This is a genomic window from Arthrobacter sp. NPDC092385 (assembly GCF_044755105.1).
Classification (GTDB): domain Bacteria; phylum Actinomycetota; class Actinomycetes; order Actinomycetales; family Micrococcaceae; genus Arthrobacter_D.
Genome location: NZ_JBIVQL010000004.1, coordinates 35,254 through 58,476, shown reverse-complemented (window position 1 = coordinate 58,476; position 23,223 = coordinate 35,254). Strand labels below are relative to the sequence as shown.

The following is a 23,223-nucleotide window of genomic DNA, read 5'->3' as shown; positions in this document are numbered from 1 at the left end:
GCCGCGCAGCGCGGACACTCCGGTGCACTGCCGCCCGTCACGGGGTCTCCCCCGTCCGGTCCCGCCGGCGCCGACGGGAGCGTGGGCCGGCATCCTCTCCGGACCGCTCGCCCGAACTCCTGCCGGACCCGGCAGCGGGCCGTCGCGCGGCCGCACCGCGCTTCCGTGCACCGGCGTCCCGCAGGAGCGACCGCGGGGAGAACCGCGCGCGCTGGCGCTTCCAGAAGCCCACCGACCCGCGCATCCCCTCGAGGGAGGTGTGGACGTCGCGCCAGTAGTCGCGGACCTCCTCCTCGCTCGGGTCACCCGCGGCGAAGATCCCGGCGTCGGCCCTCGCCGCGAGGAGCGTCGTGGACGCACGGCTCTCCGGGAAGGCCGCGCCGAGGTCGCGGGCACTCTCGCGTCGCGTTGACCGCGGGTTCGTCTCCGCGCCGAGGTCGGTGGCCAGGCTGACCACTTCGCTCCAGCCACCGCCCACGCGGTCCGCCGGCATGCCGTCGTGCTCGCGGCGCTTCCGTCTCTTCCGCTTGAGCAGCGCGACGAGCAGGAGCGGGACGAGCAGGACGACGACGGGGATCAGGGCGATCCCGATGATGGCGAGGTAGGGCGCGAGCTCGTCGAGGAGGTCCTTCTCGCGTTCCTCGGCGTCCTGGGGTTCGGGGGCCGAGTCCGGCGGGAGTTCGGCGGGCTCCTGCGGTGGGGGCGGCGGCTGCAGGACCTGCGGCTTCGGCGAGGACTTCGGCTGCTGCTGCGGCGGTACGGGCTCGTTGTCCTCGGGCGGCGTGGGGTTGAACGCCACCCAGCCGACGCCGTCGAAGGCCACCTCGACCCAGGCGTGCACGTCCTCGCCCGTGATCTCGATGGGCCCCTCGGCAGCGCCGACCTCGTCCCAGTCGGGGTAGAAGCCCATGACCACGCGTGCCGGGATGTTGACCTTGCGTGCCATGAGGGCCATGGCCACGGCGTACTGCTCGTCGTCGCCGACCATCTGCTCGGCGTCGAGGAGGCTCAGCATGCGTGCGGCGCCGTGTCCCGGCAGCGACTTCGCCTCGTCCTCCTTGCCGTTGCTGAAGAAGCCCTGCGCGCTGAGCACCTGCTCGAGGCGCCGCGCGCGCTCGATCGGCTCCGAGACGGCGCCGATGTACTCGCTGGCCCTGGCTGCGATGACGGGGGGATCGTTCTGGACACGGGGCAGCGTGAGGTCCGCGAAGCCGTACTGCGCCAGCTGCTCCTCCGGGAAGGTCTCGGGGAACACGGCGTTGACCTCGTAGGTGTCACCGGGCTGCACGCCGACGGTCGAGAGCGCGGTGCGGGCGTCGTCGTTGTAGTACAGCGATCGGCCGAGCTCCTCCGCACGCGGCCCGCCGAGCCGGACGCCCTCGACGTCGCCCCCCGCGGGAAGCCAGACACCGGTGTAGTCCTTGATGTCGAAGGTCAGCTGCGCGCTCGTGCCGCCGTCGAGGTCGTCCGGGTCCACGTCGCCGAGCTGCTGGGCGTCGCCCACGCGGGCGAAGTTCCCCGCGGCCTGCGGGTTCACGTTGTAGACCACGCCGTCGTACGCGTCCAGCGCGGCGAGCCGGACGCGCTCCCCCTCGGGCAGGCCGTCGACCGTGAACAGGACGGTGTCCGAGTTGTCCTTCACGTACCGGCGGAAGCTGGTGAGCGGGCTGGGATAGGCGAACAGGTCCACGGGCGGTTCGACGACGTCGCGCAGCACCCTGCGGTCCTGCCCGGCGGCGACCACGGGGCTGATCACGAGCGTCAGCACGGTCGCTGCCGCGAGCACGCCGGCACCGAGGGCCAGCCGCCGGTTCCGGCCGGAGCGGGCGGTCGCGGGGTCCGCCTGCGCGGGGTCCACGGCACCCCGGGTGCGGGCGTCGGTGCGCGCGATGTCCCGGCGGTAGGCGAGCCAGGCCGTGGCTCCGACGACGAGCAGGATGCCGCGGACCTCGGGCAGGAAGGCGCGGTCGGTGCCGAAGGCGATCCCGACGACGAACAGCGCGAGGACCGGGAGCATGGTCCAGTAGGGGGCCCGCAGGCGCCACGCGAGGGTGCCGGCCACCACCGCGCACAGCATCGCGGCGAGGAACGGCACCACGAGCATGCCGCTGGCGGTACCCACCGGATCCGCGACGGTCAGGATGTCCTTCCAGGAGAAGACGACGCCGAGGATCAGGATGCGGAGGGACTGCAGCGTGGGCAGGAATCCGAGGAAGGCCTCCTGCGGGGCGGCGAGCGCATGGCCGAGCAGGAGGTACGTCCCGAGGAAGGCGCCGATCATGGTCCAGAGGCCCCACTGCAGGAGCCGCCCGACCCAGGCCAGGCCGAGGCCCAGCAGCACGCCGGCGAAACCCGCCACGAGGTAGCGGAGGTCGCCGCCGAACGTCGGTCCGAAGCCGAGGACGCCGAGGCCGAGGAGGAGCAGGAGGACGCCCGAGTCGATGGCGGCCTGGCGGCGCGGCACGGCAGGTGCCGCGGCCCGCAGGTGCGGCACCGCAGGTGGTGCGGCCTGCGCGGGGCGGCGGCTCATGCTGCGGCCTTCCGGAGGACGAGCGCCAGGTCCTCGAGCGAGTCGAGGGTCAGGACCGTGAGGTCGCCGATGGTGGCGCGGCTCTGCCGGCCCTCGGTGACGCAGCGGATCGCGAGGCAGCGGATACCGGGCGGGATGGAGGCGGCAGCCGACCTCAGCTGGGACGGCGTCACCTCCGGGCCCACGACGAAGAAGACCACCGACGCGTTGGGTACGCTGTCCGCCGTCGTCCGCGCGAGGTCCAGCGCGCTCGCCCGCATGCCGCGGCCCTGGAGCCGCGTCATGTCGTCCAGCAGGTTCCGGCCCGTCTCGGTCCGCAGCGGACCGCCCTGGGTCAGGACGCTGAGGTTGCGCTGCTCCCGGATGGCCTGCAGGCCGATGGATCCCGCGACCGAGACGGCGAGCTCGAACTCCGCCTCGCTCGCGTACTCGTTGAGGTTGGTGGAGAGTGCGACCGCGAGGTGGGACCGGCGGGTCTCCTCGAACTGGCGGACCATCAGCTTGCCCGTGCGCGCCGTCGTCTTCCAGTGGATGTGCCGGCGGTCGTCGCCGGGCACGTAGTCGCGCAGGGCGTGGAAGGACACGTCGGCGCTGGAGAGTTCCTTGGTGGGCAGGCCCTCGAGGTCCTTGATGAACCCCGCGGCCGAGCCGGTCAGCGGCGTGGTGCGCGGATGCACGAAGAGGTCGGTGGGGTCGGTCCACAGCACCTCGCGGCGCAGGATGCTCAGCGGGTCCGCCCGGACGGACCGGACGGGACCGACGACGATCACCGCGCGCCGCTGGGTGGGGATGCTGAAGAGGTCCTCGTGGACCTGCCCCGGAGCCAGCCGCGGGAGGTGGAAGATCGCCGTCGCAGCGCCGACCGGCAGTTCGAGGGACGCCGGCAGCAACGCCCTGTCCGAGGTGTTGGAGACCGACACGCTGCCCACGGCCCTGTCCCCCACCGCGATCCGCGTGCGTGCCAGGTCCAGCTCCACCCCGTAGGAGGAGCGGCCGAGGATGAAGCCGATCGCGAGCAGGACCAGCAGGGTGCCCATGACGGCGGCGATAAGCGCCTCGCTCCAGCCGAGCAGCGCGCCGAGGATCCAGAGGCATGCCACGGCGCCGATCAGGAGCCTGCCGAGAGGACTGACGATGGACACCACGGGACCGAGCAGCCCTGCTCCGAGGTCCCTCGCCCGGTGTGCTGCGGGCGCGAGTGCACCCCGGAGGAACCGGCCCGACTCGGCGACGAGGGAACCGGGCCGCAGGGCGCCGCCCGGGCGGTCCCGCCGGCGCTCGGGCCGGGGCGCGCGCGGAATGCGGTCCTGCCGACCGCGCACGGGCGGCACGCCCGACGTCGTGCCGCGGCCGGGACGGGCGCCGCGCCGGGCCCGGTTCTCGGTGGTGGAGGTTGCCATGGTGTGCCTGCTGCCTTCTGCCTGCTCGATGGTGCGGGGGTGGCGCTAGGCGGACGCGCGCTGCTGCGGCGCCGACACGTCCGCGAGGACGCGCCGCAGCACGGCCTCGGGGGTGGCGCCGGCGAACTCGGCCTCCGGATCCATCACGAAGCGGTGGGTCCAGACGAAGGGCGCCAGTTCCTTCACGTCGTCGGGCAGGACGTAGTGGCGGCCCTGTCCCGCGGCCCACACCTTCGCTGCGCGCACCATCGCGAGGGCACCACGGACGCTGACACCCAGGCGGGTCTCCGGCGCGGTGCGCGTCTCCTCCGTGAGGCGCGAGATGTACTCGAGGACCGCAGTGTCCACGTGGGTCTCCGCCGCGAGGTTCGCCATCTCCACGACGGCGGAGGTGGTGATGATCGGGGTCAGGGCCAGCGAGCGGTCGCGCGTGGCCGCGCCGCTGAGCAGCTGCACGGTGGAGGCGTGGTCCGGGTAGCCGATCTCCGTCTTGATCAGGAAGCGGTCCAGCTGCGCTTCCGGCAGGCGGTAGGTGCCGGCCTGCTCGATCGGGTTCTGCGTCGCGATGACCATGAAGGGCCGCTCGTTGGTGTAGCTCACGCCGTCCACCGTGACCCGGGATTCCTCCATGACCTCGAGGAGGGCCGACTGCGTCTTGGGGGACGCCCGGTTGATCTCGTCGGCGAGCACGATGTTCGCGAAGATGGGCCCCTTGTGGTACTCGAAGGCCTGCGTCTTCTGGTCGTAGATGGTCACGCCGGTCACGTCCGAGGGCAGGAGGTCGGGCGTGAACTGGATGCGCGAGTGCGTGCCCTGCACGGTGGCGGCGAGGGAACGCGCGAGCATCGTCTTGCCGGTGCCGGGCGCATCCTCCAGGAGCACATGCCCCTCGGCGAGCATGGCGGTCAGCACGAGGCGCACCACCTGTGACTTGCCGAGCACCGCCTGGCCCACGTTGCCCACCAGCTTGTCGAAGGTGCCGGCGAACCAGGTTGCCTGCTCTGCTGTCATTGCCATCGTTCGTTCTTCCTGTCGTTGGTCGTGCTGTCGCTGTATCCGGTGGTGCTGGTGGCGTGGCGCCTAGAAGTCCCAGCCGCCGTCGGCCCTGAACTCCCCGACGCCGTCGACGATGACCTTCAGGTAGCCCGGCGTCGTCGACTTCGGATCGAACTTGCCGTAGCAGACCCGGCTCTGGAAGGTCCCGGAGACCGGGAAGTCGTCGAAGCCGCTTTCATACGCCGTGGTGCCGCCGAGCGTCTGGTCCGCGTAGCAGCTCACCCGGTGCCGGCCGGCCGGGAAGTTGTTCACGCGGAACATCTCCCAGTAGGTGTCCTCGGAGGTGATCGCGGGATTCTGCGGCCCCTTGCCGATGTCCATGGTGGTCGGAGCGGTCCGGGCCTGCGCCGTGGCCTCCGCCGATCGCTGCCCGGCGGAATCGCGCGTGGTCACCCGGATGCTCCAGGAGGTGTCCGCCGTGTCGCCCTTGTCGATCGAGCCTCCGGCGGGCCCGAAGCTGCCGGCCTGGCCGTCCGACGTCGTGTAGTCGAAGCCGGTGATCTCGCGACCGTTCGACGACGGCGCGGTGACCGTGAAGCGGACGGACATCCCGTTCGCCTGGGCCTGCACGCCGGGAGCGTTGGGCGCGCCGTAGGGCACCACCGCGCCGGACTGGGACTCGGGCCCGGGCAGGGCCTGCCCGTCGGCGGTGTTCACCGCCCTCATGGTCACGCGGTACGTGGTGCCGTTGCTGACGCCGTCCCGGATCACGCGGTCCCCCGGGACCGAGCGCCAGCCGCCGCCGAGGTTGTACTCGTAGGCCAGCTGCTCGGGCCGCGCTCCGTTCCGGGCGGCCTCGCCGAAGCCCACCCTGATGGAGCGGTCGCCCTCCGTGGCCGTCAGCGCGGGTACGGCACCCGGTGCGCCGGACGCCTGCCGCGGCGCGGACGCCGCGCTCGCAGCCGACACTCCGGCCTTGTTCCGGGCGGTCACCGTGAAGCTGTACGGCGCCTCGGAGTTGGCGACCGTGACGGGCGAGGACGTCTGGGATCCGGAGAGCTCGGTGCTGGTGACGGCGCTGCCGTTCTGCAGCGTGGTCAGGGTGTAGCCCTGGATCTCCGCGCCGTTGCTGTCCGGTGCCGCCCAGGACACGTTCAGCACCGAGTTGGCCTCACCGCCGCGGGACCCGAGGGCCGAGGCCGGGGCAGCGGGCGCCGCGGGGGCACCGGCGGGGATCTCCGCTGCGGAGTACGCGCTGTACTCGGACGGGTCCGGTGCGCGGTTGTAGGCACGGACGCGGACCTGGTACGGCGTGCCGTTGGCGAGCCCGGTCCATTCGAGCGAGGTCCCCTGGACCCCGGCACGCAGCGCTCCGCCTCCCGGTGGCGCGGGGGAGATCTCGAGGTCGTAGCTCTCCACCGGTGAACCCTCGGTGGGCGGGACGGCCCACTGCACCGCGAGGGAGCCGTCACCGAACGTCAGCGTCGGGGCCCCGGGCGTGGAGGGCTTCTCGTCGGGGCGTGCCACGGGCGAGGCCGCGGAGGGATCCGACTCCCCCACCTCGTTGGTGGCCGTGACGGTGAAGGTGTACTCGACGTTGTTCGTCAGCGGGGTCAGCGTGCAGGTCGTCGAGGGGCAGGACTGGCTGAAGCCGTTGGTGCCCTGCACGGTGTACCCGGTGATCGGGGTGCCGTTCGCCGCCGGCGGGTCCCACTCGAGGACCACCGTACGGTTGCGGACCTCCACCACGAACGGTGCGGTCGGTGCGTCCGGACGCCCCCGGACGGTCAGCCGGATTCGGCCGTCCACCTGCCGGTCGGCGGCCCCCGTGCGGTCCCCCACGCGGTAGCGCACCACCATCGTGCCCACGAAGTCCTCCGACGGGGTGACACTGACCTCCGAGCCGACCACCGACGCGGAGCCCGTCCCGGTCTCGACGTCGGCGCTCAGCAGTTGCAGCGGTGTGTCGGGGAAGGGATTGGTGTCGTTGGCGAGCACGGGCACCATGACGGTCTCGCCCTGCTCGGCATCGCCGAGGACGTCGTCCCCCGCCACGGCGAGCGGCAGGCGGGACGAGACGACGACGACGTCGACGATCGCCTCCGCACGCCCGCCGCGGGGGTCCTCGACGGCGACGCGGAGGACGGCGCGGGTGCCGGCCGGCGCGCCGGCCGAGCCGACCTCGAGCACCGATCCGTCGAGCCGCGCGGACAGCCCAGCCGGCGCGTCGCCGACGATCGAGAACGCCAGGGCGTCGCGGTCCTGCGGGTCCTCGTCCGCGGCGAGCCCGGCGAGGTCCAGCCGCCCCGAGCCCTCCTGCTCGACCTCGAGCCCGCCCGAGGTCAGCGTGGGCGGGGTGTTCCGGTCGGGATCCGGCAGGACCCGGATGCCGACGGTCAGCACGGAGGTGAGGCCCTCCGGATCATCGGCGGAGGTGCCGTCCGTGACCTCGAAGGTCACCGACGCGGCACCCGAGTAGTCGGTGGCCGAGGTGAACGCGAGGGTCGAGACGCCGCGCACCAGGGCCCCGCCGTCGGAGGCGATGGCGGACACCCTGGAGTCCTCGGTGATGGCGGCGGTCCGGCCCTCGCGCACCACCACCAGGTCCGCGAGCTCGAGGAGGAGTTCGTCACCGCTCTGCACCTCGAGCGGCTCGGTGTCGCGGAGCGCGGGCCGCTGGTCGGCAAGGCCCGGCACCCTGATGAAGGCAACGGAGCTGAGCCCGTCGGGGTCCGTCACCTGGTACGGGATGAGCTGCGCGGTGGGCTGCAGGGCGACGTTGACGAGCCCGCCGTCCACTGCGGCCACTCCCTCGGTGTTCTCGGGGAAGCTGATCACCAGCTCGTCGAACGCACCGTCCGGGTCGACGTCGTTGTCGAGGACCGGGACGTCCACGGCGGTCCGGCCGCGGGTGTCGGCGAAGGAGACGCGGTCGTCGAAGGCCACGGGAGCGAGCTGGCGCGCCGTCGGCGAGACCTCGATGCGGACGGTGCCGACCACGTCCCCTCCCCTGCCGTCGGAGACGAGGTAGGGCACGGCGGTGGTCAGCGGCTCCGACGGCGCGTCGAAGAAGAGCTTCCCGTCGATGATCTCGGCCTGCAGTGCCGCCGGCAGGTCGAGTCCCTCGAGCGTCACGGACAGCGGATCGCCGTCGGGGTCGGAATCGTTCTTCAGCACGTCGACGCTCACGCGCCGGCCGGGCTGCACGGCGATGGCGTCGTCGACGGCCACCGGTGGCTGGTTCGAGGCGGACGGCGGGGCGATGCCGACGAGGATGGTGGCCGTGGACCTCGCGCCGTAGCGGTCCTCGACCACGTAGCTGAAGGCGTCCTGACCTGTGACGTCGCTCGCCGCGGTGTACTCGATGAAGGTGGCGCCGACCACGGCGGTGCCCTTCGTCGGGGCCTGCTCGATGCCCGCGAGCGAGACGGAGTCGCCGTCCGGGTCGATGCCGTCGAGCGGGATCACGATCCTCGTGGGGTTGCCCGCGATGGCCCGCGCTTCCAGCGCCCTGGGCGTGGGGCGCGCGTTGTTCTCCGCCGTCGCCGGCTTGACCCGGAACGTGACCTGCGCGGAGTCGGTCTGGCCGTCCGGGCCGAGCACCGCGTACACGGCGTGGAAGGTGCCCGCCGCGGTCCCGGCCTTGAAGCGGATGGAATCGCCTGAGACGGCGATGAGCCCGCTGCCCTCGCTCGGGAGCTCCACGAGCTCGGGGGCGAGCGTCAGCTCGGCGTTGTTGGGGTGGACGTCGTTCTCGAGCACGTTGACGGTGGCGACGTCGCCCGCGCGCACCGTGACGTCGTCGGCCGCGGCCCGCGGCGGTTCGAGCTTCTCGGGTGCGGGGAGGGGCAGCACGGAGACCTGGCCCGTCGAGCTGCTCGTCCCGTTCGAGACGGTGTACGTGAAGGCGGTGGGGTTGCGGAGGCCGCGGGCGTCCGTGACGCGGAGGACATTGTGCTCGAGGACGGCGACGTTCAGCTCGCTGTTGGGCGGGAGCTCGACGGACTGCACCACGAGCACCCCGCCGCCCGGATCGGTGTCATTGGCGAGGGCGTCGACGAGCGTCTGCCCGCCGGTGGGCAGCAGTGCCACGTCCCGCACCGCGATGGGGTCGCCGGGCGCCCCGCCCTCGGGGGTGACGTCCACGCGCACCAGCGCTTCCGCCGTCGCCGGGCCGTTGGCCACGACGTACGGCACGTAGACGGTGCCGGGCGTGGTGGAGGAGAAGGTGAACGTGCCGAGTTCGTAGTCGGGCGTGACGGTCGCCGTCTCGAGCGGCGTGACCTGCGTGAGGCGCAGTCCCCGCCCGCTCGGGTCGAGGTCGTTCTTGAGCGGGGCGACGACGACGTCCTGCCCGGCCACGACCGTGATGTGGTCCGAGTTCGCGACGGGCGGCACGTTGCCGGTGGGCTGCACGTCGAGGAGGACGGTCCCCTCGGCGGTGTCGCGTCCGTCGGAGACCTGCACCGTGATCTCCTTCTGCCCGAGCGTGCCGCCGGCGTCGCGGTACGTCAGCTGCCCGTCGTCGCGCGTGCGCACCTGGTCGCCCTCGGTACCGATGGTCGCGGACCGGAGGAAGAGGTCGTCGCCGTCCGGGTCCTCCCAGTCGGAGAGGATGTTCGCGGTGATGGTGGCGCCCTGCTCGACCGTGAGCCGGGTCGCGCGCTTGGGCGACGGCTCCTCGTTGGCGCTGTCGGAACGGACGTCGAGCTGCACGCTGGCGGTGTCCGTGCCGCCGCGGCCGTCGTCGATCCGGTAGTCGAAGGTGTGTCGGCCCGGGACGGCGTCGCCGGGCACCACGATCTGGAGGCCGGTGGAGTCGTAGACCGGCTGGACCGTGCCGACGGGCGGATCATCGCCCTGGGGCGTGACGGTGAGGACGTCGCCGTCGGGGTCGGAGTCGTTGTCGAGGACCGGGAGCAGCGTGGTCCGGCCCGGCCGCACACCGAAGGAGTCGTCCTCGGCCACCGGTGGCCGGTTCTCGCCCGTGCGGTCCGGCAGCGTATTGAGCGGGTTCTCATCCGCCGATTCCTGGTCCTCCTCGTCGCTCTCCTCGGGCGGCGGGATGATCTCGTCCCAGTTGTCCACGAGGACCATGTCCTGCTGCACGAGCCACACGTTGCCGCCCGCGAGGTCGTTGAGGATCACGACGTCGCGGTTGGTGCGGAACACGAGGTCCGAACGCGCCCCGAGGGACGGGATGGCGCTCGTGTCGTCGTCGGCGTCGTTGCGGCACTGGCGTACGTACTCGGCGGACCCGGTCCAGGCCGCGTGGACGCAGCCGTTGAGCTGCACGGGCGCGATGGGGCCGCCGGAGCTCGCGGTCGCGGTGCTCGTCGGTCCGCCGCCGTCCAGGGGCACCTCGAGCAGGGCCGACGGCGTCGCGACGGCCACCAGGTCGGAGTCCGCGCTGCTCGCCTGGAGGACGGCGTCGGTGGCGTCGGGCAGCGCCCGCACGTCCCCGTCGGCCGTGACCAGGTCGCCGCTGCCGGTCAGGACCACCGCATGCCGGCCCACGACGGCGACCTGCAGCTCCCCGGTGATCTCGGGTGCCGTGGTGGTCTCGGGCTCTGCGTAGGCGCCGTCCTCCAGCACGAAGGTCGTCAGGGTGTGGGCCTGCGGATCGGCGACCGCGACGGTGTCGTCGGGGCCGATGGCGGCGACGGTTCCCGGAGCGCCCTCGACGAGCGGCGTGGCGTCCTCGGTGGTGAGGCTCGCCAGGGCCGTGGTGTCCCCGACCCATACGGTGCCGTCGGAGGACTGGACGGTGACGGCGTACCGGCTGCCGAGCAGGACGTCGTCGTACTCGGGGAGCGCCTGTTCCTCGCCCGTCGTCACGCTCGCGGTGTCCACCCGGTTCAGGGCGCCGACGTCGCGGTTCTCGGTGAAGACCGTGGCCGCGTTCTGGTGGACGTCGAACGAGTTGCTGTTCGCCACGAAGCCGCCGTCGAGGGTGCGGGACGGGTAGTTGAGGTGGCCCACCTTGCCCTGGGCGTTGTTGGTGACCCAGACGCCGCCGTCGTTGAGGTCGACGTCGGCGGTGCGCACGCCGGGATAGACGACGGCGCCCGTGACCGCGAGCGCGCCCACCACCGATAAGGACAGCGCGCTGATGGACCTGCGCCTGCGCGCGGTGAGACCGGACAACTTCACGCTATTTCCCCCGGGAGACCTGTGGCACGCCTGAGACCGGTGCCTGGATCAGTGTAGCGGCGGGCGGGACCGGTCCTCGATGGGCAGGACTCCCCATGGGGCGCTGCCCATGGGGAGTCAGCACGGCGGCATGCCCGCGGGTGGACCGTTGCGGTAGTCCGTGTGGAGTCCCTTGAGGAAGAGGCCGTCATTGTTGGCGTCCCGGTTCGGGCCGGACAGCTGGCGGTACCACGGCCCGCTGCTGCGGGTGATGAAGCAGTTCGACTCCAGCGAGCTCCCGCTGTACATCCAGTGCTCGCCGGCGCAGTCCCTGGTCGCCTCGTCGAAGTTCGTCGAGGTCCGAGGATCCATGCAGCTGCGGGTGTCCAGCTCGGGGCCGCCGGCCGCGATGGTCCACTGCGTCGGCTTGGGCGGCGGCGCATCCCCGCTGCGCGCTGCCGCCGAGGCGATGGGCCCTTCCTGGTTGCGCGAGTTCAGCGAGCGCACGTCGATCGTGTGCCGCTCGTTGTAGCCGCCGGTATTGATCGTCCGGCTGCCGGAGTTGCCGACGTCCTCCCAGCGTCCGCCGTCGATCCTGATCTGGATCTGCTGCACGTCGTGGGCGGAGATGTTCGGCGCGCCCCAGCCCAGGTCGAGGCTCTTCTGTTCCTTCCCGCCGTCACGCCCCGACGCCGTCGCGGCTCCCGGCGATCCGTACGGTTTCGCAGCGGCCGACGCCGCCCCCGGTTCGCTCGTGTAGCTGGCGCCGTCGCTGGTGACGACGGCGCGGATCCGCGCCGAGACGTCGGAGCCGTTGGCGAAGCCTCCCACCGTCTGGTTCTGGGCGATGGCCTGCCAGCCGCCGCCGTTGAAGCTCGCCTGGTACGCCACCTCGTTCTCCCGGGCGCCGTTGCGCTGCGCCGCCGAGAGCGGCGCGTAGGTGAGGGTGACGGCGCGCCCGGCCCCGCCGGTGTTCGCCTCGACGAGCTGCGGGGCCGCGGGCGGCGCGGGGTTGCCGACGGCGCGCCGCGGTGCCGACTGCGCACCGTACGCGGACCAGCCGGCCCTGTTGTAGGAGCGCACCGCATAGGAGTAGTCCGCCTCCGCGTTGTCCACGGTGATGGTCTGCTGCGACGCGGGCACCTCGGGAAGCGTCCGCACGGGCGCGCCCCCGCGGTACTCCTGGACCTGGTACTTCGTGACGGGGGCGCCGTTGGGGTCGGCGTCGTTCCAGTCGACCCCGAGCTGGCTCTGCGCCCCGACCGACGGGGCGCGCGTCGTCGTCGGCGCCTGCGGTACGCCGGGCAGCCCGGCGGGCGTCTCGGCCGCCGAGTAGTCGCTCCAGTCCGAGGGATCCGGGGCGGCGTTGCGGGCCTGGACGCGCACCTTGTAGGCGGTTCCGTTCTCCAGCCCCTCCCACACCAGGGGGCTGTCGGCGGCGGCGCGCTGGGTCGCCCCGCTCGGCGGAGCGGGCGAGATCTGCAGATCGTAGCCCTCGATCGGCGAGCCCTCGTTGGCCGGCGGCGTGAAGTTCACCGTCAGCGAGCCGTCGCCGAAGACGAGCGTCGGGGGTGCGGGCTGGTCGGGCTTGGTGTCCGGACGCGCCGGGGCACTCGCCGGTGAGGCGTCCGAGGTGCCGTTGGCGTTGGTCGCCGTGACCTGGAAGACGTACTCGACGTTGTTCGTCAGGCCCGTGATGGTGCAGGTCGTCGTCGGGCACTCCTGGCTGAAGCCGTTGGTGCCCGTGACCGTGTAGCCCGTGATGGGCGAGCCGTTGCTCGCGGGAGGATCCCAGGACATCACCACGGTCCGGCTGCGCGTCGATTCGACGGTCGGGGTGCCCGGGACGCCCGGCTTCCCCTCGACGGTGAGCTGGATCCGCCCGGTGACGAAGCGGTTGCTCTCCCCCGTCTTGTCCGCCACGGTGTACTGGACCGTCATGCTGCCCACGAAGGTGCCGGAGGGCGTGACGACGACGGCGTCGCCCTGCTGGGAGGCGCTGCCGTTGCCGTCGGCGATGACGTCGACGATGGTCAGCGGCGTGTCCTCGAAGGGGTTCGCGTCGTTCTCCAGCACGGGCACGGTGACGGGCTCGCCCTGGATGGCCTTCGGCACGATGTCGGTATTGGCGACGGCCAGTGGCCTGCTGGAGGCGAGGACGGTGAGCGCCACGGTGCTCACCGCCGTCTCCTCGCCGTCCGAGACCGAGATGCCCAGTTGCCCGACCGTCCCGATGCGCGCGGAGTCCTCCGCGCCGACCTCGAGGACCGATCCGTTCAGCCGCGCCTGGAAACCGGCGGGAACCTCTCCCACCAGGGCGAAGACGAGGGAATCGGCGTCCTCGGGGTTCGGGTCCGAGGCGAGTTGCCGGAGGTCCAGCGACACGGCGGGTTCCGCCGTCGCGGGCTCGAGGGACGCGGAGGCCAGGGTCGGCGGCAGGTTCGTCTCGGGGGCGGGGATCACGTTGGTCAGGATGGTGAGGGTGCTGGTGAGCCCGTCGGCGTCGTCGGGACCATCGCCGTCGGTCACCTCGAACGTGATAGAGCCCAGGCCCGCGTAGCCGATGTCCGCTCCGTAGACGAGGGTGGACGGGTCCCGGATGAGTTCCCCGGCGTTGTCCGCGCCGATGGCCGCGACCTTCTCCGCCACGGTGATGCGCGGCGTGCGGCCCTCACGCACCTCGACGAGCTCCCGCAGGTCGAGCGCGAGGTCCTCCCCGGCGGTGACGTCGATCGGGGCGTCGGACGCGAGCGTGGGGTACTGCTCGCCGAGGCTCGGCACCCAGATGACGGCCCGCGCCACACCGCCGTCGATGTCCTCGACCTGGTACGGGATGAGCTGGTCCTCCTGCGCCAGGTCCACCCTCACCACGTTGTCGTCGCTGACCGAGACGTTCGTGAACCCGGGGTCCACCGTCACCTCGAGGTCCTCGCGGACGCCGTCGGGATCCTCGTCGTTGTCGAGCACCGGGACGTCGACGGCGGTCTCGCCGCGTGTCTCCGCGGGTTCCACGCGGTCGTCGCGGGCGATCGGCAGGAGCAGCTCCGCGTTCTGGTCCACCGTCACCGTGATGTTGCCGTCGGCGGCGCCGCCGCGGCCGTCGACCACCCGGTAGCGCACGTTGAACGTGCCCTGCTGCTCGGGCGCGGTGAACAGCACCCTGGCGTCCTTCGCCTCGGGCGCCATCTCGGCCGGCGTCGCGGACAGCCCGTCCGGGTCGAGCCGGATCGGGTCGCCGTCGGGATCGGAGTCGTTGCGCAGGGCTTCGACGGCGATCGCCCGGCCGGGCCGGAGGATCGCGCCGTCGTTCACCGCGATGGGCTTCTGGTTCGCCTCCGCCGCGGGGGCGATGCCCACCTGCACGGTGCCCGTGTTCTCCAGCCCGAAGCGGTCGCGCACCCTGTAGGTGAAGGAGTCGGTCCCGGCGCCCGTCGCGGAGGCCGTGAAGTCGATGAAGTTGGTGCCCGGGATGGCGGCGCCCTGCTTCGGCGCGCTGTCGATGCCGGTCAGGAAGACCGAATCGCCGTCGGCGTCGATGCCGTCCAGGGGTACGGGGATGCGGACGGTGGAGCCGGCGATGACGCGGCCCTCGAGGTTCCTCGGCACGGGTTGCGTGTTCTTGGCGTCGTCGCGCGCCTTGATGGTGATGCGCACCTCCGCGGAGTCCACCTGCCCCGTGGTGTCCCGGACGGTGTAGATCGCGTAGACGGTCTTGGCGATCGGTCCCGCGACGAAACGCAGGACGTTCTCCGAGGCGAACATGCGCCCGTCGGCCGGGTCCACGCCCTGCGCGAGGACGGGATCCAGCGTGAGGGCGTCGCCGTTGGGATGCGTGTCGTTGTCGAGCACGGGGATGTTGACGACGTCACCCGCCCGCACCGTCGCCGTGTCCGGGGTGGCCTGCGGCGGCAGGAGCGTCTCGGGGCCGGCGACGGAGAGCACGCTCACCTCACCGGTGGACGACGCGATGCCGTTGGAGACCGTGTACCGGAGCGTGGTCTGCTGGTCGAGCCCGCGCACGTCGTGGATGCGCAGGATGTTGTGGTCCAGCAGGGCGACGTCGAGCGGGGAACCCTCCGGCGTGGTCACGGACTGCACCACCAGGACCCCGCCGGTGGGGTCCGTGTCGTTGGCGAGGACGTCCACGAGGACGTCACCGTTGCGCGGGAGCAGGGCGACGTCGCGGACGGCGACCGGCGCGCCCTGGCTGCCGCTCGTGGTCGCGTCGACGCGGATGAGCCCGCTGGCGGTCTGCGGGCCGTTGGTGACGAGGTATTCGAGGTAGACCGTCCCCGCCGCGGCGGGCGTGAACGCGATGGTCCCGGTGTCGTAGTCCGGGGTGATCGGGGCGTCGCCGGCCGTGGCCTCCGCCTTCGCGAGGCTGAGCTGCCCGCCGGCCGGGTCGAGGTCGTTCTTCAGCGGGGACAGCTGCACCTCCTGGCCCACGATCGCCGTGAAGTGGTCGAAGTTGGCGACGGGCGGGAGGATGCCGTTGGCCCGGACGTCGAACACGACGGTGCCCTCGACCTGCTCGAGGCCGTCGGACACGACGATCCGCACCTCCTTCACGCCGAGCCCCTTGCCGATGTCGCGGAAGGTGAGCAGGCCGTCGGAGCGCGTGCGCACCTGGTCGCCGTCCGGGGTCGGGTCGGCGCTGACCAGGAACAGGTCGTCGCCGTCCGGGTCCTCCCAGGTATCGAGGATGTTCTGGCTGACGCTGCGGCCCTGCTCCACGAGGATGGTCGTCGGGCGTCTGGCGCGCGGCGCCTCGTTGGTGTCCGGGCCGCGGACGTCGACGGTCACGGACGCCCCCGCCTCTCCGCCGCGCCCGTCCTCGATGTCGTAACGGAAGGTGCTGCGGCCCACCGGAGCGTCGTCGGGCACCACGATCTGCATGCCGGCGCCGTCGTAGATGCTCTGCACGGTGCCCGACGCCGGCTGGTCACCCGCGAGCGTCGCCGTCAGGAGGTCCCCGTCCGGGTCCGTGTCGTTGTCGAGCACGTTGAGGATGGTGGTGCGGCCCGCCCTCGCCCCGAAGCTGTCGTCGGTGGCCACGGGCGGCCGGTTCTCACCGGAGCGATCGGGCAGCGTGTTGACGGGGTTCTCGCTCGCCGATTCCTCGTCCTGCTCGTCCGACTCGTCCTTCGGCGGGACGATGTCCCCCCAGTTGTCCACGAGTTCGAGGTTCTGCTGCACGAGCCACACGTCGCCCGCGGCGGTGTCGTTCAGCACCACGATGTCGCGGTTCACGCGGAACACGAGCTCGGACTGCGCCCCGAGGTTCGGGATGTCCTCCCGCTTGTCGTCCGCGTCGTCCCGGCAGTCGCGGAGGTACGTCGCGGCGCCGGCCCAGGCGGCGTGCAGGCAGGCGCCCTGCACCACGGGCGCGGCCGGCAGGCCGTTGCCGATCTCCGTGACCGCCGCGTCGCCGCCGTCGAGGGGTTGCTGGATGAGGGAGGTCTCCGTGGCGATCGACACGGACCCGGCTGCCGGCCCGCTCTGCTGCAGCTTCGCGCGTTCGGTGTCCTCGAAGGAGGCCGTCCTGCCGTCGGGGAGGATCACCAGGCCGGAGGCGGGATCGAGGACGACGGCGTCCTCGCCGACCGCTGCCACCTGCAGGTCCCCGGTGTTCGCGAGCTCCGGCGCCTCCCGGACGTCCGGTTCGTCCCACGTGCCGTCCGCCCGGACGTCGTAGGTGGTGATGGTGGCGGCGTCGGGGTCGGCCACGATGACGCGGCCCGTCGCGGAGACGGCGGCGACGGATCCGGGACCCGTGGAGACGGGGTCCTCCTCCTGGTCGCTGAACGCGGCGAGTTCGGCCGTCGTCGTGATCCAGACCGATCCGGAGGACCGGTCGGTGACGGTCGCCGTCGTGCCGCCCAGGGTGACGACGGCGGCGCCCGGCAGCTGTACCTCGGTGCCGCGGACCACGTTCGCGATGTCGACGGGGCTGACTTTCGACTGGTCGGAGTTGATGTTGAAGACGGTGGCCGCGTGCTGCTGGATGTCGAACGCGTCGCTGTTGGCCGCGTACCCGCCGTCGAGGAGGCGGGACTGGTAGTTCAGGTGGCCCACCATGCCGAGGTTCCCGTTGGTGACCCACACGCCGCCGTCGTTCAGGTCCACGTCGGCGGTCGCGAAGCCCGGATAGAGCAGAGCGCCGGCGACGACGGCGCCGGTCACCGTCGTGACGACGGCCGCGGACATGGCGCGGCGATGCTTCGGCTGCATGCGGTTGAGACCCACGAACTTCACCCTTATTGCCCCAGTTTTTTCGGTACTGCGGTCCACCCGTGAACCGGCGTGCCGCTCGGGAGGGAGGGCGGAGGGCTCAGGAGGCCGCTAGCAGTCTCGCACGGCCTCCCGGATGTGCCAACGCGCCGGCATGGGGAGCACTCCCCCCGGTCCGGCGTCAGTCGAGGATGATGCCGGTACCGGTGCCCCGGGCCAGGGTCACGGGCCGCACCTCGCCGAACCCGCGCACCTGCCGGGGCTCGTGGGGCGTCAGGACGAACTTCTCGTTGTGCTCGAGGGTCGCGGCCGTGGCGGAGTCCACGAGGACCTCCCCCGGCTCGGCGAGCGCCGTCAGCCGGGCTGCGAGATTGACGGTCGGGCCGTAGATGTCGCCGAGCCGGGACAGCACCCGCCCCCAGACGAGGGAGCAGCGCGCGGAGGGCAGGAACTCGTCCTCGGTGAAGGCCTTGGCGAGGGCGAGCGAGATCTCCGCGCCGGCCTCGGGCGATTCGGCGATGTAGAGGACCTCGTCGCCGATGGTCTTCACCAGGCGCCCGCCGCCCACGGAGATGATCTCGGCGCACTTGTTCTCGAACCGCTGCACGAGCTGCGCCAGGGTCCGCTCGTTCATCTGCCGTGACAGGCTCGTGTAGGAGACGAGGTCCGCGAAGCCCACTGCGCGGGCGAGCGGCAGCGGCGCGTCCTGCTCGTCGCCGTCGCGCCCCGCCTCGCTGGAGCGCAGACCCGACTCCGCGCGCAGTGCCAGTCGCTGGACGGCGGCGTTCATCTGCCGGCGCCATGCGTACACGAGGGTCTTCTCGAGCGGCTCGATCAGGTCCGGGAGCTCCGAGACCAGGGTCTTGCGCGCGTCGGCGTCCGAGAGCCCGCGCTGGGCCACCATCTCCTCGACGATCGCCTCGATCTGCCAGACCACCATGCGGTCCGTCATCTGCCCCACGGCGCGGGTGATCGAGATGGCCGCGTCCTCGGTCAGCTGCTCCTGGCGCACCATGTCGATGATGGTGGTGAGCGCGCCGAGGTCCTTCTCGGTGAAGGCGATGTCGTCGTCCCCGATATTGGGGAAGCCCATGGCACGCCAGAGCTTGCGGGCGGACAGGAGGGAGACGCCTGCTCCCGCGGCGATGTCGCGGCGCTTGAGGGTGCGTTCGGCGCCGAGGAGTTCGCGTTCGAGGCGGCGGATCGTCTCGCGGTCCAGCTCGATGGGGGCGGCCTCCTTCGGGTCGTCCGACGGCTGGTCGGCGTCGGAGCCGACGGTCGCCATGTCGGGCTGGAGCTGCCACACGGCCTTCGACGCCGTCGAGGCAGCGGCCTCGGGGGCGTCGTCGGACGTGCCCGAGGCGCCCGGACTCCCGGCAGTGTCCCCGGAACCCTCCGCCTGGCCGGACTCGTGGCGGTCCTCGACTGTCACGATCGCTCGCCCCTCCATTCCTGCTGTGCCCATGGCGCGCCACCGCGGGCGTACTCGGGATCGATCTCCATGTCTACACCATCGAACATGCGGGTCAGCGGGAGTTCACTGATCGCCTGCACCATGTACTCCTTGAACGTCCCGAGCTGCGGAACGTCCCGGTAGGCGTGCGAGCGGTCGAAGCCGAGGTCCGCGACGAGGGTGCCGCTGCCCACCATCCGCTGGAGCAGCCCCTGCTCGGTCTGCAGCTGCGAGATCGCGGACAGGTTGATCTGGTGCTCCGTGCGCCGGGTGGCGCCGCGACGGTGGATGAGCCGCATGCTCGTGAGGATGTAGCGGTTGCTCGACCAGCGGACGAGGGGGCGCACCACGACCCGCAGCAGCAGCAGGACGACGGCGGCGAGTGCCAGCAGCAGGAGCAGCGGCTGCCATTCGGCGAGGCCGGCCAGGTCCCGCCGCGAGAGGTAGCCCAGGGCGAAGCCCCCGACGGCGAGGAGCAGGAAGCCCGCGAGCACCGGCCCCACCAGCGGCAGCGGATTGGGCCGGGTCCGCACGAGCACCCGCTCCCCGGGCAGCAGTCTGACGCGCACGGCTACGCCTGGGGGCGCAGGTGCACGACGTCGCCCGCCGAGATGGTGTGGCGTTCGCCGTCGTCGTCGCGGATCACCAGCGCGCCGCGCGGGTCCAGGGCCAGCGCCCGGCCCGTCAGCAGGCCGCCGCCGGGCAGTTCCGCGCGGACGTCCTGGCCGAGGGTCGCCATGCGGGCGCCGACGCGGGCCAGGAGGGACGGCCCTCCGTCCCAGGCCGCCTCGGCGTCGCCGTCGACGTCGCAGAAGGCACGGTAGGAGTCGGCGAACGATCGCAGGAAGGACTTGAGCAGGATGTTCCGGTCGGTGGTCCCGGCGTACTCGAGCAGCAGGCTCGTGGCCGTGGGGACGGGCAGCTCGTCGTCGGTGAGGCTGACGTTGAGTCCGATCCCGACGACGACGGCGGGTGGCTCGGCACCGGCGCCGGGCACGAACTGCGCGAGGACGCCGGCGAGCTTCCGGCCGTCCACCGTGACGTCGTTGGGCCACTTGAGCTGCGGGGCGATCTCGGTGCGGTCCTCGACGCTCTCCGCGAGCGCGAGGGCGGCGAGGAGGGAGAACCAGGAGTAGGCCGTGGTGGGGACGGGCCGCCCGTGCCGGTTGAAGGGCCGCAGGAGCACGCTGACGAAGAGCGAGGACCGTTCCGGGGCGATCCAGCTGCGGTCGAGCCGGCCGCGGCCGGCGGTCTGGACCTCGGCGCCCAGGACGCTGAGATCGGGCCAGCCGGCCGGCTCCCGCTGTGCGTGCTCCACGAGGTCCGTGTTCGTGGAACCGGTGCTGGGCACGATGTCGAGGCGCGAGAACGGACCCGACGGCATGCACAGGGCTGTCCTCAGTGCGCCGAGGTTCAGGCCCGGGCGCTCGAGATTGGAGTAGCGGGAGGACATGGCATCGATCTTATCCGGCCCGGCGCCTCCTGTTCCGGAGCCGGCCGCCGGAGGAGGGTATCCGGAGGAGGATGTTCAGAGGAAGATATCCGGCACGAGCTGGTCCTCCGGTGCGCCGAGGCTGTAGCCCGTGAGGTCGGTGATCCCCTCCTCCCGCAGCACCTGCTCGTCCGTGTAGAAGTTCCCGGTGCACGTACGTGCTGAGCGGACGAGGACGGCGTACGCGGCGTCGGCCACGATCTCCGGGCTGCGGGCCGCCTGCACCATGCGGTGTCCGCCGGGCATGTTGCGAATCGCGGCCGTGTCGATGAGGGTCGCGGGCCAGAGCGAGTTGACCGCGACGCCGTCCTCCCTGAACTCCTCGGCGAGGCCGAGGGTCGTCAGGCTCATGCCGTACTTGGCCATGGTGTAGGCGAGGTGCATCCCGGCCCACTTCGGCGCGAGGTTGAGCGGTGGCGAGAGCGTCAGGATGTGGGGGTTGGCGGAGCTCCGGAGCGCGTCGAGGGCGAACTTGCTCAGCATGAAGGTGCCCCGGACGTTGATGTCGGCCATGAGGTCGTAGCGCTTCATGTCGACCTCGGGTGTCTTCGAGAGGTCGATCGCGGAGGCGTTGTTCACCACGGCGTCGATCCCGCCGAAGGCATCGACGGTCGCGTCGACCGCGGCCCGGACGTCCTCGTCGTTGCGCACATCGCCCACGAGGGGGAGGGCCCGCCCGCCTGCGGCCTCGATCTGCTCCGCCGCGGAGTACACGGTGCCCTCGAGTCTCGGGTGCGGCTCGCCGGTCTTGGCCAGGATGGCCACGTTGGCGCCGTCGCGGGCCGCTCGCAGGGCGATGGCCAGGCCGATCCCGCGGCTTCCGCCCGACATGATGATGGTCCGCCCGGCGAGGGTGGGGCCGGTTCCCGGGGCCGGGGATTCCTGAGCTTCATTGCGTGCAGTCATGGCTCCACCATAAGCAGCCGGGAGGGCCGGACGGCCCCCGACGCACCGATGTTACCCGCGGGTAACATCGATGCCGCGGCTAAGCGATGGCGGCGGAAACTGTAGACGTCCTACAACGGCCGGCCCGGGAATCCTCACTAGACTGGACGAAAAGCGCCGCTCGTTGTCGGAATCCTCCAGTCATGGCTGGGGATTCCCCTGCGCCTGCCCCAGCCACCCGCCGACCGGAGTACCAATGCACCAGGACCTGCAGCCCGACCTCACCACGACGGCCGGGAAGCTCGAGGACTTCCGGAGGCGCAAGGCGCTCTCGGAGCAGCCCTCCGGTCCCGAGGCGATCGAGAGGCAGCATGCCCGCGGCAAGAACACGGCCCGCGAGCGCATCGACCTGCTCGTGGACGAGGGTTCCTTCGTCGAGTTCGACGCCCTCGCGGTCCACCGTTCCACCGCGTTCGGCATGGAGAACAAAAAGCCGCTGGGCGACGGCGTGGTGTCCGGCTACGCGACCGTCGACGGCCGGCTGATCGCGATCTACAGCCAGGACTTCACCGTCTACGGCGGTTCGCTCAGCCAGGTCAACGGCGAGAAGATCGTGAAGGTGCAGGAATTCGCCCTGCGCAACGGCTGCCCCGTGATCGGGATCAACGACGGCGGTGGCGCCCGCATCCAGGAGGGCGTGGCGTCGCTGGCGATGTTCGCGGACATCTTCCGCAACAACGTCCACGCCTCGGGCGTGGTCCCGCAGATCTCCCTCATCATGGGACCGTGCGCCGGCGGGGCGGCCTACTCCCCCGCGCTGACCGACTTCGTGGTGATGGTGGACAAGACCTCGCACATGTTCATCACCGGCCCCGACGTCATCCGGACGGTGACCGGCGAGGACGTGGACATGGAGACCCTCGGCGGGGCGCGGCAGCACAATACGACGACGGGTACGTCCGCCTACCTCGCGAGCGACGAGGCGGATGCCATCGGCTTCGTGCGTGAACTCCTCGACTTCCTGCCCTCGAACAACCTCGCGGAGGCTCCCCTGACGGCGTTCGTGGAGGAGCCCGAGGTGACGGAGGAGGACCTGGCGCTCGACGAACTGATCCCCGACGCCGCGAACCAGCCGTACGACATGCACGCCGTCATCGACGCGGTCGTGGACGACGGACACTTCCTCGAGATGCAGGCGCTCTACGCGCCGAACATCGTCACCGGCTACGCGCGGGTCGAGGGCCACACCGTCGGCATCGTCGCCAACCAGCCCCTGCAGTTCGCGGGCACCCTCGACATCAACGCCTCGGAGAAGGCCGCCCGCTTCGTGCGTCACTGCGACGCCTTCAACATCCCCATCCTGACCCTCGTGGACGTCCCCGGTTTCCTGCCCGGCAAGGACCAGGAGTTCCAGGGCATCATCCGGCGCGGCGCCAAGCTGCTCTACGCCTACGCCGAGGCCACGGTGCCGAAGCTGACGGTCATCACGCGCAAGGCGTACGGCGGTGCGTACATCGTCATGGGCTCGAAGAAGCTCGGAGCCGACCTCAACCTCGCCTGGCCCACGGCGCAGATCGGCGTCATGGGAGCACAGGGCGCAGTCAACATCCTCTACCGGGGCCAGCTCAAGGCCGTCGCCGCCGCCGGCGGGGACGTCGAGGCCGCGCGGGCCGACGTCGTCCAGCAGTACGAGGAAGAGCTCCTGAACCCGTACCAGGCGGCCGAGCTCGGCTATGTGGACGCCGTGATCGCACCGTCGGAGACGCGCCTGCAGATCGTCCGCGGGCTGCGCGCGCTCCGCGACAAGCGGGCGTCGAACCCCGTCAAGAAGCACGGGAACATCCCGCTGTGACCGCGCAGGACAGCACGCCCGGCGCCATCCCGGAGGAGGGCCCGGCCCTCCTCTCCGTGGTCGCCGGAGAGCCGAGCGAGGAGGATCTCGCGGCACTCACCGTCGTCGTCGTCGCCCTGCAGGGTGCAGGCGAGGCCGACGACGCACCGCACCACGGGCGGTCCTGGGTGCGGCGGGCCCTGCTGCGGCTCGGCCCGACGCCGGGGCCCGGCTCGTGGCGGCGCAGCGTCCGCTGACGCCTGCGGGCAGCCG

The 23,223-nt window shown here is 71.8% G+C and carries 11 protein-coding genes; 2 read left to right on the top strand and 9 right to left on the bottom strand.

The window, feature by feature from the left end:
• Positions 1 to 37: 37 nt before the first annotated feature.
• The 9 genes from ACIQCY_RS06615 to ACIQCY_RS06575 all read right to left on the bottom strand — a co-directional run bounded on the left by ACIQCY_RS06615 (position 38) and on the right by ACIQCY_RS06575 (position 21,140).
• Positions 38 to 2,530, bottom strand: coding sequence for a transglutaminaseTgpA domain-containing protein (locus ACIQCY_RS06615; protein ID WP_400483104.1), 2,493 nt, complete (start codon positions 2,528 to 2,530; stop codon positions 38 to 40).
• Positions 2,527 to 3,930: a DUF58 domain-containing protein gene (locus tag ACIQCY_RS06610; RefSeq protein WP_400483103.1), complete on the bottom strand. Its 1,404-nt coding sequence runs from the start codon at positions 3,928 to 3,930 to the stop codon at positions 2,527 to 2,529. Before ACIQCY_RS06610 ends, ACIQCY_RS06615 begins: the two co-directional genes overlap by 4 nt.
• Before the next feature lie 45 nt (positions 3,931 to 3,975).
• Complete coding sequence (locus ACIQCY_RS06605) at positions 3,976 to 4,947, bottom strand: AAA family ATPase (protein WP_400483102.1); 972 nt, start codon at positions 4,945 to 4,947, stop codon at positions 3,976 to 3,978.
• Positions 4,948 to 5,010: 63 nt separating this feature from the next.
• A complete protein-coding gene (locus tag ACIQCY_RS06600; RefSeq protein ID WP_400483101.1) occupies positions 5,011 to 11,079 on the bottom strand; it encodes an Ig-like domain-containing protein in 6,069 nt (2,022 codons plus the stop codon).
• 117 nt (positions 11,080 to 11,196) lie between these two features.
• Complete coding sequence (locus ACIQCY_RS06595) at positions 11,197 to 17,304, bottom strand: Ig-like domain-containing protein (RefSeq protein ID WP_400483100.1); 6,108 nt, start codon at positions 17,302 to 17,304, stop codon at positions 11,197 to 11,199.
• Positions 17,305 to 17,470: 166 nt separating this feature from the next.
• Positions 17,471 to 18,721, bottom strand: a complete 1,251-nt coding sequence (locus tag ACIQCY_RS06590; RefSeq protein ID WP_400483099.1) for an adenylate/guanylate cyclase domain-containing protein — start codon at positions 18,719 to 18,721, stop codon at positions 17,471 to 17,473.
• On the bottom strand, positions 18,718 to 19,311 hold the full coding sequence (locus ACIQCY_RS06585; RefSeq protein ID WP_400483098.1) for a PH domain-containing protein: 594 nt from the start codon (positions 19,309 to 19,311) through the stop codon (positions 18,718 to 18,720). Before ACIQCY_RS06585 ends, ACIQCY_RS06590 begins: the two co-directional genes overlap by 4 nt.
• A 2-nt stretch (positions 19,312 to 19,313) precedes the next feature.
• On the bottom strand, positions 19,314 to 20,195 hold the full coding sequence (locus ACIQCY_RS06580; protein WP_400483097.1) for a biotin--[acetyl-CoA-carboxylase] ligase: 882 nt from the start codon (positions 20,193 to 20,195) through the stop codon (positions 19,314 to 19,316).
• A 75-nt stretch (positions 20,196 to 20,270) separates the two neighbouring features.
• Complete coding sequence (locus ACIQCY_RS06575) at positions 20,271 to 21,140, bottom strand: SDR family oxidoreductase (RefSeq protein ID WP_400483096.1); 870 nt, start codon at positions 21,138 to 21,140, stop codon at positions 20,271 to 20,273.
• A gap of 247 nt (positions 21,141 to 21,387) precedes the next feature.
• Between ACIQCY_RS06575 and ACIQCY_RS06570 the strand changes: the two genes are divergently transcribed.
• Positions 21,388 to 22,971, top strand: a complete 1,584-nt coding sequence (locus tag ACIQCY_RS06570) for an acyl-CoA carboxylase subunit beta (RefSeq protein WP_400483302.1) — start codon at positions 21,388 to 21,390, stop codon at positions 22,969 to 22,971.
• A complete protein-coding gene (locus ACIQCY_RS06565; protein WP_400483095.1) occupies positions 22,968 to 23,207 on the top strand; it encodes an acyl-CoA carboxylase subunit epsilon in 240 nt (79 codons plus the stop codon). The genes ACIQCY_RS06570 and ACIQCY_RS06565 overlap by 4 nt, the downstream gene beginning before the upstream one ends.
• Positions 23,208 to 23,223 lie beyond the last annotated feature (16 nt).